The organism is Massilia rhizosphaerae (assembly GCF_016093545.1).
In the GTDB taxonomy this organism is placed as follows: Bacteria; Pseudomonadota; Gammaproteobacteria; order Burkholderiales; family Burkholderiaceae_D; genus Telluria; species Telluria rhizosphaerae.
The window spans coordinates 43003-59192 of the sequence record NZ_JADKYX010000029.1; the positions used below are offsets into that span (position 1 = coordinate 43003).

At 68.5% G+C, this 16190-nt stretch carries 9 protein-coding genes and 1 tRNA gene; 8 read left to right on the forward strand and 2 right to left on the reverse strand.

All coding sequences use genetic code 11. The features are described from left to right. The first annotated feature begins 79 nt into the window (after positions 1 to 79). Entirely contained in the window at positions 80 to 6400 is a 6321-nt protein-coding gene (locus tag ISF28_RS31110) for a DUF4214 domain-containing protein (RefSeq protein WP_307727481.1), read from the forward strand. A 9-nt stretch (positions 6401 to 6409) separates the two neighbouring features. On the opposite strand, the gene ISF28_RS28790 is transcribed toward ISF28_RS31110, so the two are convergent. Beyond that, positions 6410 to 7105: an alpha/beta fold hydrolase gene (locus ISF28_RS28790; RefSeq protein WP_198120609.1), complete on the reverse strand. Its 696-nt coding sequence runs from the start codon at positions 7103 to 7105 to the stop codon at positions 6410 to 6412. 217 nt (positions 7106 to 7322) lie between these two features. On the opposite strand from ISF28_RS28790, the gene ISF28_RS31115 reads away from it, so the two are divergent. The 4 genes from ISF28_RS31115 (at position 7323) to ISF28_RS28810 (ending at position 10180) form a co-directional block, all read left to right on the forward strand. Beyond that, positions 7323 to 9059 (forward strand): methyl-accepting chemotaxis protein, encoded by a 1737-nt coding sequence (locus ISF28_RS31115; RefSeq protein ID WP_198120610.1) that lies wholly within the window; start codon positions 7323 to 7325, stop codon positions 9057 to 9059. 75 nt (positions 9060 to 9134) lie between these two features. After that, on the forward strand, positions 9135 to 9632 hold the full coding sequence (locus ISF28_RS28800; RefSeq protein ID WP_198120611.1) for an acyl-CoA thioesterase: 498 nt from the start codon (positions 9135 to 9137) through the stop codon (positions 9630 to 9632). A 47-nt stretch (positions 9633 to 9679) separates the two neighbouring features. After that, positions 9680 to 9755 (forward strand) — tRNA-Phe (locus ISF28_RS28805). An 80-nt stretch (positions 9756 to 9835) separates the two neighbouring features. Continuing rightward, the gene (locus ISF28_RS28810; RefSeq protein WP_198120612.1) at positions 9836 to 10180 is read left to right on the forward strand and encodes a zinc ribbon domain-containing protein YjdM; all 345 of its coding nucleotides are present in this window, start codon (positions 9836 to 9838) and stop codon (positions 10178 to 10180) included. Positions 10181 to 10193: 13 nt separating this feature from the next. Here the strand turns inward: ISF28_RS28810 and ISF28_RS28815 are convergent, their stop codons facing one another. Beyond that, positions 10194 to 11210 carry an extracellular catalytic domain type 1 short-chain-length polyhydroxyalkanoate depolymerase gene (locus ISF28_RS28815; protein ID WP_198120613.1) on the reverse strand — a complete coding sequence of 339 codons (1017 nt, stop codon included), beginning with the start codon at positions 11208 to 11210 and terminating at the stop codon, positions 10194 to 10196. Between the two features lie 183 nt (positions 11211 to 11393). On the opposite strand from ISF28_RS28815, the gene ISF28_RS28820 reads away from it, so the two are divergent. The 3 genes from ISF28_RS28820 to ISF28_RS28830 all read left to right on the forward strand — a co-directional run bounded on the left by ISF28_RS28820 (position 11394) and on the right by ISF28_RS28830 (position 16131). Next, positions 11394 to 13073 (forward strand): GH39 family glycosyl hydrolase, encoded by a 1680-nt coding sequence (locus ISF28_RS28820; RefSeq protein WP_198120614.1) that lies wholly within the window; start codon positions 11394 to 11396, stop codon positions 13071 to 13073. Positions 13074 to 13283: 210 nt separating this feature from the next. Further along, positions 13284 to 15443, forward strand: coding sequence for an alkaline phosphatase family protein (locus ISF28_RS28825; RefSeq protein WP_370663516.1), 2160 nt, complete (start codon positions 13284 to 13286; stop codon positions 15441 to 15443). A gap of 1 nt (position 15444) precedes the next feature. Then, entirely contained in the window at positions 15445 to 16131 is a 687-nt protein-coding gene (locus ISF28_RS28830) for a hypothetical protein (RefSeq protein ID WP_198120615.1), read from the forward strand. The last annotated feature ends 59 nt before the right edge of the window (positions 16132 to 16190 follow it).

Genomic DNA, 16190 nt, shown 5'->3' on the forward strand with positions numbered 1-16190 from the left:
TTTATTTATTCCCGATCGCGTCTGGACTTTATGGTTGAGTTGGGCAATAGTTGTGTCTTTATAAAAACTAAATGCAAGAATGACCACTTTCGATGCGCGGTTGGGGACCGCAACGCTCGTCCTGAACGGGACCATGTCCGGCGGCGGCGCCGATACCACCGACGTCCAGCCGCCGTGGATCGTGTCCGGGCCCAAGGACGGTACGGCGATCACGGGCGACCTGGTGATCACGTTCACCGAGGACATCAAGGCCGCCAGCGGCAAGCTGCAGCTGAGCAGCGGATCGACCGTCGTCTTCAGCGGCGACGTCGCGACCGACCCGGCCATCCACGTGGCGGGCAACACGCTCACCCTGCACCTGGATACGCCGCTGGCCTACGGCACGGAATACTCAATCAACGTGGACCCTCACGCGATCACGGATCTGGCACGCAACGAGATGATTTACGTGCCTTACACCTCCTTCCTGAGCGCCCTCAGTCCGACGGCCCTCAACCTGAGCGGCAACGACGCCTCCAACCTCCTGCACGGCAGCGAACTCGCCGATACGCTGTCGGGCGGCGCCGGCCAGGATACCCTCGTCGGCCACGGCGGCAACGACCTGCTGACCGGCGGCCCCGACGATGCCAGCATCTGGAACGACAACGATAGCATCGACGGCGGCGCCGGCAACGACACGATCTACGGCGGCGGGGGTGACGACCAGCTGTACGGCGGCGACGGCAACGACCTCGTCCATGGCGGCACGCACGAGGACGACCTCTTCGGCGGCGCCGGCAACGACCAGCTGTTCGGCGATGCCGGCGACGACCGCCTGTACGGCGATGCCGGCGACGACACCCTCGACGGCGGCACCGGCAACGACTGGCTGTACGACGTGTCGGGCCGCAACGTGCTGCGCGGCGGCGACGGCGACGACCGTCTGACTGCGTCCGACGGTCCGAACTATGGCGGGAGCAACAACGGCACCGGCACGCTGGACGGCGGCGCCGGCAACGATACCCTCGTCGGCACGGATACGGCCACCTACACGGGCGGCGACGGCAACGACAGCTTCATCATCGAGGTGAGGTCGATCCAAGGACCGGCGGCCAGCGCCAGCGGCGGCAACGGCAACGACACGTTCACCTACCGCCTGTACGACCACACGACGGGTCACCTGGTGCTGAGCGGCGGCGCCGGCACGGATACCTATGCGCCGCAAAGCCTCCCGGGCAGCCTGCCGGACAGCACGGCTCGCGTCGAGGTCACCGATTTCAAGGCCGGGGCCGGCGGCGACCTGATCGACGTGAGCTCCCTGCTGCCCTACGGTTTCAGCGGCAATCCGTTCGCCGGCGGCGACGTCAAGTTGACGGCGGATACCACCGGCACGGCGCTGCAGGCGCGCATCCATTTGTATGACGGGACCACCGTCTACCAGACCATGCTGCACCTGGACGGCATCCAGCCAAGCCAGCTCAGCAAAAGCAACTTCGTCGGCGGGTTCGACCCGAACGGGTCTTCGCAAGGCATGACGCTGACAGGCACTGCCCTGTCCGACAACTTGCACGGCATGCAGGCCGACGACACGATCAGTGGCCTGGACGGGAACGATACCCTGTCCGGCGGCGCCGGCAACGACAAGCTCGACGGCGGCAAAGGGGACGATTTCCTGTCCGGCGACGAGGGCAACGACACCCTCATCGGCGGCGACGGCAACGACTCCCTGCACGATTGGTATGGCAACAACACGTTCCAGGGCGGCGCGGGCGACGACAGGATCGAAGCGAGCTCGACAGGCCACGACAGCGTCGACGGCGGCACCGGCAACGACACGATCAGCGGCGACACCGGCGACACGCTCGATGGCGGCGCGGGCAACGACTCGATCTACGTATTCGCCGCCATCAGCACGGACGCCGGCGCGACGGTGCTTCGCGGCGGCGACGGCGACGACACGATCCAGATCGCCGGCCAGGGTGACGTGATGAACGTCAGCGGCGGCGCCGGCGCCGATACCTTCGTGCCGCTCGGCGGCCAGTCGGGCGGCACCGTCACCATCACGGACTTTTCCGCGGCCGAAGGCGACAAGCTGGACCTGCGCACGCTCGTACCCGCCGACTTCAACGGCAACCCGTTCGGCCAGGGCTACCTCAAGGCGGAACAGTCCGGCAGCGACGTCAAGCTGTACGTGGACGCGGACGGCCCCGGCACCACCAACGACTACGTCCTGTTCGCCACCCTCACCGGCACCACGCTGGCGGCGCTGCCCGCCTCGGCCTTCCTTGACGGCTACGACCCGACCGGCACCAGCACGGGTGTCACGCTGACAGGCACGTCCGGCGCCGATACGCTGACCGGCGGCGCCCTCGACGATACGCTCACCGGCGGCGCCGGCAACGACTACCTGCACGGCGGCGGCGGCAACGACCTGCTGGACGGCGGCGACGAAACGGCGGGCGGCGGCGATTATCTCGAAGGCGGGCAGGGCAACGACGTCCTGCACGGCGGGGCCGGCAACGACATCCTGCACGGCGACGCCGGCGACGACACGCTCGACGGCGGGGCCGGCAACGACTTCCTCGAGGACTACGTCGGCAACAACGTCCTGAATGGCGGCGACGGCAACGACTCGATCAACACCGGCGGCTACTGGCGCGGCAATCCCGGCCACAGTACCCTCGACGGCGGCGCCGGCGACGATTCGATCATGTCCGCCAACAATGGCGACGTCGTGTACGGCGGCAGCGGCAACGACACCATCGGCGTCAACCTGAGCGGCATGGACCAGACCCAGGACTACCACGTCACCGTCGACGGTGGCGACGGCAACGACGTCATTACGATCGACCGCACCACGGCCGCCGCGCACGGCGTCGTCGACATCACCGGCGGCGCGGGCATCGACACCTTCCGCATCTCGGGCACGTACTCGTCCACGGACCCGGTGGTGATCCGGGACTTCAAGGCCGGCGCGGGCGGCGACGTGCTGGACGTGCTCTTCTTGCTCTCCACGGGCGGGAACGCCGTGATCCCGACGACGAATCCGTTCGGGTCGGGCGGCAACCTGCGCCTCGTCCAGGACGGCGCCAACACGCTCGTCAAGGTGCTGGCGGCGCCGACGGACACGGACGGCCAGACCGCCGCCGTGCTGCAGAACGTGACCGTCAAGGACCTCACGAACGACAATTTCCCGCAAGGCATCCATCCGGACGGATCGCCGGACGGCATGGTGCTGCAGGGCGGGGACGGCGCCGATTCGATCTATGGCGGCTTCCTGAACGACACCATCCACGGCGGCGGCGGCGACGACTTCCTCGTCGGCTATGGCGGTGTCGACGTCCTGTACGGCGACGACGGCGCCGATACGTTGAGCAGCAACTACGACGGCAGCGGCGGCAACCATTTCTTCGGCGGCAACGGCAACGACCTCCTCGTCGGCACGAACCACGACACGCTGGAAGGCGGCAACGACGACGATACGCTGCATGGCTACGGCGGCAACAATACGCTGGACGGCGGCGACGGCAACGACCTGCTGACCTCCAACGGCAACAGTCTCCTGGTGGGCGGCCAGGGCAACGATTCACTGCAGAGCTACGGCTTCGGCGACACGGTCGACGGCGGCAGCGGCAACGACGTGCTGAGCCTGCACACGGTCGACGAGTACTTCAGCGGCAAGGTATCGGGCACGGCGCGGATGGACGGCGGCGACGGCGACGACAGCTTCGACTTCGCGATCGGATCCACCGGCACCGCGCAGGTGCTCGCGCACGGCGGCGCCGGCCAGGACACGTTCACCGTCACGGCCACGCAGGCGTCGGCCGTCATCACCATCGACGATTTCCAGGCCGGCGCGGGCGGCGACATCATCAACCTGGGCGGCATCGCCCGCACCGACGCGTACGACCGGTCGCCGTTCGGCGCGCACGGCAACCTCCAGGTCGTCCAGCGCGGCGCGGACACGGTGCTGCAGGCCGACCTGGACGGCAGTGGTCCGGGCGGCTACACCGACGTCGTCGTCCTCTCGAACGTGGACAAGTCCACGCTCAAGATCGACAATTTCTGGAACGGCTTCAACCCCGATGGCACCACCACGGGCGTCAACCTGGCCGGCACCGACGGCGCCGACAGCCTGACCGGCGGTTTGCTCGACGACACGCTGGTGGGAGGCGCCGGCAACGACACGCTGTCCGGCAACCTCGGCAACGACAGCATCGACGGCGGCGACGGCGACGACATCCTCGGCGGCGACGGCATCCTGGGCCAGCCGGAGTCCAGCCTGGACGGTAACGACACGCTGCACGGCGGCGCCGGCAACGACGTGCTGTCGACCTGGTACGGTAGCGACAGCCTGGACGGCGGAAGCGGCGACGACACACTGCAGATCAACTTCACCATGGGCCGTGGGCCCGACGTGATCCACGCCGATGGCGGCGACGGGCAGGACCTGTTCGATATCACCACCTACTACGGCAGTGTCGCCGATGCGACCATCCTGCTGAGCGGCGGCGGCGGCACCGATACGTACCGCCTTTCCGGCTTCGCGAACGCCCTCACCTTCACGATCACCGACTTCCAGACGGGCGCCGGCGGCGACGTGCTGCAAGTCTTCGACAACTACGGGACGGGCGCGACGCCGTTCTCTAACGGTTACTTCCGTCTCGACCAACGCGGCAGCGATACGGTGCTGGTCCGGGACAGCGACGGCGCGATGGGTCCGCAGGCCCCTCACGACCTCATCATCCTCAAGAATGTCGCCAAATCCGCGCTCGTGGCGGACAACCTGGACGGATGGGCGCCGGATGGATCGGTCACCGGCAAGGTCATCGAAGGCACGCCAAGCGCGGACACGCTCCAGGGCGGCCCCCTGAACGACACGATCCACGGCGGCGATGGCGACGACCTCATCACCGGTGCCGGCGGCGACGACCAGATCGATGGCGGCCCCGGTGCCGATGCGGTGGGCGGCGGCGCCGGCAACGACGTCGTCGCCGGCGGCGACGGCAACGATTCCCTCGAAGGCGGCACCGGCAACGACACGCTGACGGGTGGCACCGGCGACGATTTTCTGAGTGCGCTCGTGGGCGGGAACGACATGTTGCAGGGTGGCGCCGGCAACGATCACCTCATTGGCTCGGTAGGCAACACGACCCTCGACGGCGGCGACGGCGACGACCTGCTGGAAGCCGACATCGCGGGCTCGGACGCACGTCTCACGCTGCTGGGCGGCGCCGGCAACGACACGTTCCGCTTGCAGGTCAATGCCCGGGCGGACGTGGTCGTCACGGCGACCGGCGGCGGCGGCAGCGACGTGTTCGAAGTCGCGACCACGGGTGTGCCATTCACGGTGACCGACTTCAAGACGGGCGCCGGCGGCGACCTGGTCGACGTGAAGTTCGACTTCGGCGCGACCAAGAATCCATTCGCCGACGGCCACCTGCACCTGCGCCAGGTCGGCAGCGACGCCTATCTCGACGTCGACTTCGACGGCACGGCCGGCAGCGGCGGCGTCTCCACGTTGCTGAAGCTATCCAACGTGAACGCCAGCACGCTCACGGCCGACAATTTCGTGCAGCACTACGATCCGCAGGCGGGCGTGAAGCCGCCCCCGGCGCCGGCACCGGCACCCACGCCCGCGCCGACACCGACACCGACACCGGCGCCCACGCCGACGCCGACACCCACGCCGACGCCGGCACCCACGCCGACACCGACGCCCACACCGACACCCACGCCAGGCGAAACCCACACGGGCGGCAGCGGCACCGACCAGCTGGCCGGCACGGCCGGCAACGATAGCCTCGACGGCGGCGACGGCGACGACGTCCTGCACGGCGGCGCCGGCGACGACGTGCTCGTGGGCGGTACCGGCCGCGACACCGCCACCTACGACGGCAAGGTCACCGACTACAAGATCAGCCACGACGCCACCGGCTGGCACGTGGCCGACCAGCGCAGCGGCGGCACCGACGGCACGGACACCCTGCAAGGCGTCGAACGGGTTGCGTTCGCCGACGCCTCGGTGGCGCTGGACACGGACGGCGTCGCGGCCGAAACGTACCGCCTCTACCGCGCAGCGTTCGACCGCCCGCCCGACCTGCCCGGCCTCGGTTTCTGGATCAACGCGATGGACAAGGGCGCGTCCCTGCGGGACCTGGCAGGCGGCTTCGCGACGTCGCAAGAGTTCTACGACAAGTACGGCGGCGCGAGCAATGCCGACATCGTCAACAAGCTGTACCACAACGTGCTGCACCGGGCACCCGAGCAGGCCGGATACGACTACTGGCTGGGCATCCTGGACGACCACAAGGCGAGTTTGCCGGACGTGCTGGCCGCATTCAGCGACAGCGCCGAGAACAAGGCCGCGGTGGCGGAGCTGATCGCGGACGGGATCCTGTTCACGCCCTGGCAAGGCTGACGCCGCGCGTCAGGCTTCCTCGTGCGCCGCCAGCCACGGCACGATCACGTCGAGCAGGCGACCCGGCGCCTCGATCGGGATCATGTGGCCCGTGTCCTCGACGACCACGAGCGTGGCGCCGGGGATGGCGGCCGTCATCTCCTGCGCTTCCGCCAGGCTGCGCAGCCGGTCCTGCGCAGCCGCCACGACGAGCGTCGGGCAGCGGATCTCGCCGGAGCGTCCGAGGTCGCCCGGCCGGTCCAGCATCGACTGGCGCCGGAACACGTCGCCGCCGAGGCGCGTGCCCATCGCGCGCACGCGCTCGATCAACGCCTCGTTGTCGCGCTGTCGCGGATGCAGCGACGTGGCGACGGCCGTGCGGCTCAGGCCGCTGAACGCGATCGACGGGGCCGCGTTGCCGATCGCGCCCTTGCGCTCTTGCAGCGCGGCCGTGTCGGCGCGCGTGGAGGTGGCGACCAGGACGAGCGCGCGCACGCGCGCCGGCGCCTGGCGCGCGATCGCGCGGGCGACGTAGCCGCCCATCGAAAAGCCCATGAGCAAAAAAGTCGGGGGCGCCGTCGCGAGGACGCGGCGCGCCATCGCCTCGACCGACGTGTCGTGGCGCAGGTCGGCGTGGACGACGGGGCCAAAGCGCGCCAGCGCCGGCACCATGTCGTCCCACAGGGTGTCGTCGGCCATGAAGCCGGGGACAAGAAGGATAGCCATCCCGGCATCCTAGCAGACGCATGCCGGCTTGCCATTCCGGCCACGGCCGTTATCACTTTGAAATCCGTTTCACCCGCGCGGGATATCGGCATCGGCATATGACTTGCGCCTTAGCAAACGAACGCAAAGTGCGCGCGCGGAGCTGAGTCGCCTCAAGGCGGAACGGCCCCGATGCGACTTTCATTGGCTCTTGTTGCTTGAAAAACCGAGGAGTCCCATGAAACCATCCGCCACCTCCAGCGTGCGCAACCAGCTCAGGTTCGCATTCGCCGTCGTCATCGTGCTGTCGTTCGTCGCGACGGCCATCGCCATCTGGCGCCTGCAAGTCCTGTCGGACGACACGCAGGCCCTCACCCAACGCCCGCTCGCCAAGGAACGCCTGATTTCCGGGTGGCTCCTGAACACGTCGGTCGCCGCCAAGCGCACCGGGGCCATCGCGCGTTCCGCCGACGCGGAGCTCGCCACCTACTACGCGGCGGAAACCCGGGATTCGACGGCGCGCATGAGCGCGCTGCAGAAACAGGTCGGCGCGCTGCTCGACACGCCGGAGGAGCACGCCGTGTTCGACCAGATCGCCACGGCGCGCCAGCGTTACCTCGCCGCGCGCGACCGCGTCATGGCCCTCAAGTCCGGCGGCAGCGATGCCGACGCCCGCAAATACTTCGACGACGAATTCATGCCCGCCGCGGCCGCGTATCTCGGCCGGGTCAAGGCGCTGCTGGAGCTGCAGCAGAAGGAGATCGACACGCGCGTCGCCGCCGTGCTCGGCAGCGCGGACCGCAGCAGCGACGTGCTGACCGCGCTGTGCCTCGCCACGCTCGCCTTCAGCGTCGGCGCCGGCACCCTGTTCGGACGCGCCCTGTTCCGGCGCCTGGGCGGCGAACCGGCGCGCGCGGCGCAGGTGGCGGCCGAGATCGCGGGCGGCAACCTGTGCGTGGCCGTGCCGGTCGCCGCCGGCGACAAGGACAGCCTGATGGCCGCCCTCGAACGCATGCGCGCCAGCCTCGCGGGCATCGTCGCCGACGTGCGCGAGGGCACGGGCACGATCGTCACCGCCGTGGCCACGATGGCCGGCGAAACCGAGGACCTGTCGCGCCGCACGGAAAGCCAGGCGCAGGCGCTGGAAGAAACGGCGTCGTCGATGGAGGAACTGACGGCGGCCGTCGGCCAGAACGCGGTCAACGCCGAGGAAGCCAACCGCATGGCCGGCGACGCCACGCGCGTGGCGCAGCAGGGCGGCGCGATGGTCGGCCAGCTGGTCGACACGATGGGGGCGATCAACGCCTCGTCGGCGCGCATCGTCGACATCATCGCCGTCATCGACGGCATCGCGTTCCAGACCAATATCCTGGCGCTGAATGCGGCCGTGGAAGCGGCGCGCGCGGGCGAGCAAGGCCGCGGCTTCGCTGTCGTCGCGGCCGAAGTGCGCGCCCTGGCCCAGCGCTCGGCCGCCGCCGCCCGCGAAATCAAGGACCTGATCGACGCCTCGACCCAGCGCGTGGCCGACGGCGCCACCCTGGCGGGCCAGGCCGGGCAGACGATGCGCGACATCGTCGACAGCATCGGCCGCGTGACGGGTGTCGTGAACGAGATCGTCGCCTCCAACCGCGAGCAGGCCAGCGGCATCGGCCAGGTCAACCAGGCCATCGTGCAGATGGATGGCGTGACCCAGCAGAACGCGGCCCTGGTCGAGGAATCGGCCGCTGCGACCCGGACCATGCACGAGCAGGCGCAGGCGCTGGCCGAGCTGGTGGCGCTGTTCCGGGTCGAGACGAAGCCGCGGCCGCAGGCGGTCGCGAAACCCGCGCTGCCGCCCGCCCGCCGCGCGGCACCCGCGCCCGCGCCCGCGCCCGCACCGAAGCCGGCGGCGGCCAAGCCGGCGCGCAAGGCGACCGCCGCCGCGACCGCGCGCAAGGCCGCGACGACAGTGGACGCGGACTGGCAAGAGTTCTAGGCGGAAGGGGGGCGGTTGCCGCAAATGGGTTTCTCAGGCAACATCGCCCTATCCTTCATCTTTACGCACGACGCCATGACCCTGCCCGCCCACCAACTCACCATGACTGTCCTGATGACGCCGGATACCGCGAATTTTTCCGGCAACGTGCACGGCGGGAACATCCTGAAACTGCTCGACCAGGTCGCCTATGCGTGCGCCAGCCGCTATGCCGGCACCTATGTCGTGACGATGAGCGTCGACCAGGTGACGTTCCGCCAGCCGATCCACGTGGGCGAGCTGGTCACGTTCCTGGCTGCCGTGAACTACACGGGCCGCACGTCGATGGAAGTCGGCATCAAGGTCGTGGCCGAGAACATCCGCACCCAGCAGGTGCGCCACGTGAACAGCTGCTTCTTCACGATGGTGGCCGTCGGCGACGACAAGCAGCCGGTGCCCGTCCCGCCCCTGCGTCCGTTCGGGCCGGACGAGCTGCGCCGCCACGAGCAGGCGAAGGCCCGCAAGGAGCTGCGCCTGGCGCTGGACCGCCAGCACGAGGAACGGGCCGCGGGCCGGGCGGAACTGGACGCCTGAACAAAAATTATGGATCTCGCGTAACCCGTGCTATACTGCGCCGCCTTGGCCTGGTAGCTCAGTCGGTAGAGCAGAGGATTGAAAATCCTTGTGTCGGTGGTTCGATTCCGCCCCGGGCCACCAAGTTTCAGCATACAGCGCCAACCCGTCCGGTTGGCGTTTTGCATTCCTCCATCGATTCGCCGATACGCCCGCACACTGCCATGACGACCTTTTCCCCCTGCCCCGCCTGTGGTTCCACGCTGACCTACGAAGACGGCTCGGGCAATTATGTGTGCCCGGAATGCGCGCATGAATGGCCCGTGAAAGCCGAAGCGGCCACGGACGACGCGGCCCGCGTGTGGCGCGACGCGGCCGGCAACGTGCTGCAGGACGGCGACACCGTCACCGTCATCAAGGACCTCAAGCTGAAAGGCGGAGGCGGCGTCGTCAAGCAGGGCACCAAGGTCAAGAACATCCGCCTCGTCGACGGCGACCACGACATCGACTGCAAGATCGACGGCTTCGGCGCGATGAGCCTGAAGTCGGAATTCGTCCGCAAGAGCTGACCCGCGCCGCGCGTCAGCGGCGCAATGCGGCAGACGCGGCGGACGCGGCACGCGGCGCCTGGCTGTCGAAGAATCGCCAGATCGTCGCACTCGCGTCCAGGGCCGTCGAGGCCGCTTCCTTGCCCGGCCGCACCCGCTCGGCACCCGGCCACGAATGGCCGCCGGTGTCCGTCACGCACAGCTGGACCTGGGCGCCGCCGGCGCAATTCCGGTAGGCGTCGCAATACGCGCCCGGCACCTGCAGCACACGCTGCGCACTGCCGCCGCACTGGTCGCGCTGGACCCAGCGCGCGATGGTCTCCGGCACCGACACGAAATTCATCACGCTGCTCTGGTCGCGAAACGCGCCCGGACCGGCGCCGCCGTCGAACAGCACGTGGTCGTCGTCGCGGGCATGGATGTGGAGCACCGAGACGGGCCGCGACGGGTTGCATTGCGTGGTGGCGTCGGTGCCGGCAACGGACGCCACCGCCCGGAACACGTCCGCCGCGTCGCAAGCCAGTCGGTGGGCCATCATCCCGCCATTGCTCATGCCGGTGGCAAACACGCGATTCGCATCGACGGCATAGCGCCCCTCGATCGCGCTGACGACGGCGCGCGCGAAGCCGACGTCGTCGCTGCCCTGGTCGCGCGCATAGCCGCAGCAGCCCCCTGCATTCCACGTCGCGAACCGGCCGCCGGGCAGTTTGCTGGCGCCGTTCGGAAAGGCGACGATGAAGCCGCTCCGGTCGGCCTGGCGCTGCAGGCCATACCTGCTGTCGTCGGCCATGTACGCCGCATCGCCGCCGCCATGGAAGGCCAGCACCAGCGGCGCCGGGTGGCCAGGGTCGTACCCGGCAGGCACGTGCACCAGCACCTTGCGGCCCTGCACCCGGATCTCCTGCAGGCCGGACGCCGCGGCGCGGCCGGCGCGCCACTGTTCGATGCGATGCCGGAGGTTCTCTCTCAATTGGTGCGCCTGCCCGGCGGCAGGCGCCAGCAACGCGGAAATGGCCAGGCAGCACGGCACGACGTGGTAGCGAAGTTTCATGGGCGGCTCCGTCAAGTTTGTTTTCGGATAATGATACGACGTCGCCGGGCCCATCGGGTGGGCGGGATCGATTTCACGCCATCCCGATATTCGATCCGGTATCGGCGCCGCTAAAACCGTGATTGGACGCCCGTCCGGCTTCGGCCTAGCATCGCAGCATCGGTCCGATCCAAGAGAACAACAATGAAGAGACACCTCGCCGCCCTCCTCCTTGCGGCCGGCGCGCCGCTGTGCGTGGCGGGACCGGCTTCCCCGCCCCCAGTAAAACTGGCCATCGACGCCGCGCAGGTCAAGGGGCCCATGACGCCGATCTGGGCCTGGTTCGGCTACGACGAACCGAATTACACGACGGCCCCCGACGGTAAAAAACTGCTGAGCGAAATCGCCGCGCTGAGCCCGGTCCCCGTCCACGTCCGCGCGCACAACCTCATGACGTCGGGCGACGGCAGCTACGCGCTCAAATGGGGCTCGACGAATATGTACAGCGAGGACAAGGACGGCAAGCCGGTCTACGACTGGACCATCATCGACCGCATCTTCGACACGTACGTCGAACGCGGCATGAAGCCGCTGGCGGAGATCGGCTTCATGCCGGAAGCATTGTCGCAGCGCCCGCAGCCGTATCGCCATCACTGGAAACCGGGCACGCCCTACCAGGAGATCCTGACCGGCTGGGCCACGCCGCCGAAGGACTACGGCAAGTGGTCCGAGCTGATCTACCAATGGGTCAAGCACAGCGTGGCCCGCTACGGGCAGAAGGAAGTCGAGAGCTGGTACTGGGAAGTGTGGAACGAGCCGGACGGCCTGTACCTGATCGCGCCCGACGTCAAGCGCGAGTATTTCAAGATGTACGACTATGCGGCCGATGCGGTGAAACGCGCGCTGCCGACGGCGCGCATCGGCGGCCCGCACACGGCCGGCGCGGGCCGCTTCATGGACGACTTCCTGCGCCACTGCCTGCACGAGACCAACTACGCGACCGGCAAGACCGGCTCGCCGCTGGACTTCGTCGCCTTCCACGCCAAGGGCGCGCCGAAGGTGGTCGACGGCGTCGTCCGGATGGGCATGGGCACGCATTTCCGCCACCTCGACGACGGCTTCGCCCTCGTCGCAAAATATCCGGAGCTGAAAAACATCCCCGTCATCGTCGGCGAATCCGACCCGGAAGGCTGCGCCGCCTGCGGCATGCAGACCAACCCGGAAAACGCCTACCGCAACGGCACGCTGTATGCCAGCTACACCGCGGCGTCGATCGCGCGCGAGTACGACCTGGCCGCGCACCGCGGCGTCAACCTGATCGGCGCGGTGAACTGGTCGTTCGAGTTCGAGGACCAGCCCTGGTTCGCGGGCTTCCGCGACCTGGCCACCAACGGCGTCGACAAGCCCGTGCTGAACGTGTTCCGCATGCTCGGCATGATGGGCGGCGACCGCGTGGCGGTGACGGGCGACCGGGCCTACGACGCGGCCAGCATCGAGGCCGCCGGCGTGCGCGGCGCGCGCACCGACATCGACGCGCTCGCGACGAAGGATGCCCGCCACGTCGCCGTCATGGTCTGGAACTACCACGACGACGACGTCATCGACGCCGGCTCACCCGTCGAACTTTCCATCGCCGGCATCCCCGCCAAGCAGGTGCAGGTGCACCACTACCGCATCGACCAGGACCACAGCAATTCGTACACGGCATGGAAGCGCATGGGCTCGCCCGCGCATCCGACGCCGGCGCAGGTGGCCGCGTTGCAGCAAGCGGGCGCGCTCGCGGAACTGGGGGCCGCGACGACGGTGGCGACGCGGGACGGCACGGCCACGGTCAGGATGCAGTTGCCGCGGCAGGCGGTGTCGCTCGTGACCCTCACCTACTGATTCGGCCACCATGACAACGGACGCCACCTTCGGGTGGCGTCGTCGTTTGTACCGTCATGTAAGCAACCGCCAACATTACCGGAACATTAACTTTGCAGCGAAACCTGGCCATTGCCATTTTTGTCACGAGCATGTCACGCCCCTGGACGATCCTGTGCGCGGCCCGATCCCATCGATCGCGTATTCCCGACTCTGACCAGGAGATTCCTCGTGAGGTTAGCAAAGACCTTGATTACCCCGCTCGCGCTCGCCATCCTGCTGGCCGCCTGCGGCAGCGACAACGGCGGCACGACCACCGCAGCCACCACGCCGAATGGCGACTCCAGTTCTGCGGCCCCGGCCCCGGCGGCTACCCGTACCATCGTCATGGTGTGGGACGGCCTGCGTCCCGATTCCGTCAACGCGACGGACACCCCGAACCTGTACGCGCTGCGCCAGAGCGGCGTGAATTTCAGCGACAACCACTCGACCTACCCGACCTTCACGATGATGAACTCGTCGTCGTTCGCGACGGGTTCGTTCCCGAAGACGAGCGGCTTCTACGGCAACACGTTCTGGACGCCGCCGCAGGGTAGCAACAATGCGATCCCGGCCGGCACCGGCGCCGGCGGCGCGGCCCAGGATTACCAGGACCCCGTGTTCACCGAAGACTACCAGGTGCTCACGACGCTGAACGATTACTACGGCGGCCAGCTGCTCCTCGTGAAGAGCCTGTTCGCCACCGCGCAGGCGGCGAACCTGACGACGGCCATCGTCGGCAAGTCGGGCGCGGCCTATCTGCAGGACCTCGGCAAGGGCGGCGTCTTCCTCGACGAGAACACCGTGCAGCCGCGCAGCCTCGTCACCGAGCTGCAGGGCGCCGGCTTCGCGCTGCCCGCCAACGTCGTCAAGAATTATTCCGGCAGCGACGCCGTCACGCTCGCCGCCGGCAACGGCAACCCGACGGGACGCGCCGGCTACGTCACGTTCAACACGACGGCGTACGACCCCGACGGCAAAATCGCCATCGCCGCGCGCGATTCGTCCGACACGACGCAGGGCGCGCCGGAAGACGCCGCCAACAAGTACATGATGTCGGTGTTCACGCAATACATCCTGCCGCAGAAGAAGCCGATGCTGTCGCTGATCTGGTTCCGCACGCCGGACAACGTCGAGCACGGCTACGGTCCGGGCAGCGCCAACATGAAGGCAGGCCTGCGTTCGCAGGACGCACGCCTGGGCGAGCTGATCGCCGCGCTGCGCGCCAACGGCATGGACAGCACGACCAATATCGTCGTCGTGTCCGACCACGGCCACTCGAGCGTCTCCGGCCCGGTGTCGGCCTATCCGCTGCGCGCGATCACGGCGTCGACGACGATCCCCAGCGGCGGCGTGAGCGGCGCGGCCATCGGCGCCGTCGATCCGAACGGCTACTCGTTCTCGGGCGACGTGCGCTCGGCCGACCTGCTGACCTACCGCGGCTTCGCGGCGTATGACGGCTCGGGCTGCTCGACGAGCGCCATGTACGGCCTCACCGCCGACGGCAAGCCGGTCATCCCCGTCAAGGTCGACGCGACCGGCAGCCTGTGCGGCAGCGCCAACGCGAAATACCAGGCGATCAGCGCGAGCCTGGCCAAGCCGGTCGCCAGCTTCAAGGTGCCGGCGCCGGGCAGCCTGCCGGCCAACGGCATCGTCGTCGCTGCGAACGGCGGCTCCGACTACTTCTACGTGCCGGGCCACGACGCCGCGACCGTCCAGAAGCTCGTGAAGGTTCTGCAGCAGCGCGAGGAATACGGCGCGATCTTCGTCGACAGCCGCTACGGCAGCATCCCGGGCACGCTCATGATGTCGCAGGTGAACCTGGAAAACGCCAAGCGCCAGAACAATGGCCAGCCGGACGTCGTCGTCTCGTTCAACTGGGACTACAACACGTCGGTGCAGGGCATGCCGGGCATCGAGTTCGAAAGCGCCGGCGGCCAGCGCGGCATGCACGGCAGCTTCGGCATCTCGGACGTGCACAACACGCTGATCGCGAACGGTCCGTCGTTCCTGGCGAATAAAGTCGTCACGACGCCGTCCGGCAACGTCGACGTGGCGCCCACCGTCGCCTACCTGCTCGGTCTCTCCATGCCGCAGGCCGACGGCCGCGTGCTGAACGAAGGCCTGGCGTCGCCCGCGACGAAGGACGCGCCGACCGTGACCGCGTCGACCGTCACACCGGCCGCGCCCGCGACCGGCCTCGCGTTCGAAGTGCCGACCGACCCGACCGGCGCGACGAAGGACGCCGCACTGACGAAGGGCACCTACAATATCGAGCTGTCGGTGAAGGACCTGACCGTGGGCGGCAAGTCGTACCGCTACTTCGACTCGGCCCGCGCCGTGCGCAACTGACATGGCATCTGCCCTTCCTCGTTTCGACGGAAGGCGCGCGTCGCGGTCGCTCGTGCTCTGCACGGCGGCCGCGGCCGTGTTTTCCGCGCCGTCGTCGCGTGCCGCCGCGCCCGACTTCGACCGTGTCTTCAGCACCCGCGGCGAGCCCGCGGCCACGCACTTCCAGGCCACCTACCTCGCCGGCGGTGCCGAGCACCACGTGGAAGTCTGGCGCGACGGCGACCGCCGCATCCGCCGCCGCACGGACGACAAGGCCGAGAGCTTCGCGATACGCGCGCCGGGCAGCGCGGACTACCGCCTGTCCGTGCTCGACCTCGGCCGCAAGATCCGCACCGACATCGACCGCGACAACCTGTACCGCATCGGCCAGTTCACCGACTGGTTCGACCTCGGCCATGGCCTGCGCCATCCCAAGGGAGCGTATCGTCTCGTGCCCGCGGCCACGCCGCACGGCGCCGCGCACGCCATCGGCGCCTGCGAATGGGTCGCCCTCGTCCAGGGCAAGCAGACGACGCACGTGTGCTGGAGCACGACGGCGAAGCTGCCGCTGCTGATCCAGGCCGGCGACGGCCGCATCGTGTGGCGCGTGACGCACGTCGACCACAAGCCGATTCCGGACAAGGTCTTCGCCATCCACGACGCCGGTTTCGTCCACAACGACGCAAACGCCGACATCGAGCGCGACTGAGCGAGCGCAACGCCCGTTTTCCACGCCACCTCCGGGTGGCGTTTTTCATGAACCGCAGC

What these genes read in the sequence shown, in the direction of transcription:
- ISF28_RS31110 (WP_307727481.1), top strand. Translation starts at nt 80, where the DNA reads ATGACCACTTTCGATGCGCGGTTGGGGACCGCAACGCTCGTCCTGAAC.
- ISF28_RS28790 (WP_198120609.1), bottom strand. Translation starts at nt 7,105, where the DNA reads ATGGCTATCCTTCTTGTCCCCGGCTTCATGGCCGACGACACCCTGTGG.
- ISF28_RS31115 (WP_198120610.1), top strand. Translation starts at nt 7,323, where the DNA reads ATGAAACCATCCGCCACCTCCAGCGTGCGCAACCAGCTCAGGTTCGCA.
- ISF28_RS28800 (WP_198120611.1), top strand. Translation starts at nt 9,135, where the DNA reads ATGACCCTGCCCGCCCACCAACTCACCATGACTGTCCTGATGACGCCG.
- ISF28_RS28810 (WP_198120612.1), top strand. Translation starts at nt 9,836, where the DNA reads ATGACGACCTTTTCCCCCTGCCCCGCCTGTGGTTCCACGCTGACCTAC.
- ISF28_RS28815 (WP_198120613.1), bottom strand. Translation starts at nt 11,210, where the DNA reads ATGAAACTTCGCTACCACGTCGTGCCGTGCTGCCTGGCCATTTCCGCG.
- ISF28_RS28820 (WP_198120614.1), top strand. Translation starts at nt 11,394, where the DNA reads ATGAAGAGACACCTCGCCGCCCTCCTCCTTGCGGCCGGCGCGCCGCTG.
- ISF28_RS28830 (WP_198120615.1), top strand. Translation starts at nt 15,445, where the DNA reads ATGGCATCTGCCCTTCCTCGTTTCGACGGAAGGCGCGCGTCGCGGTCG.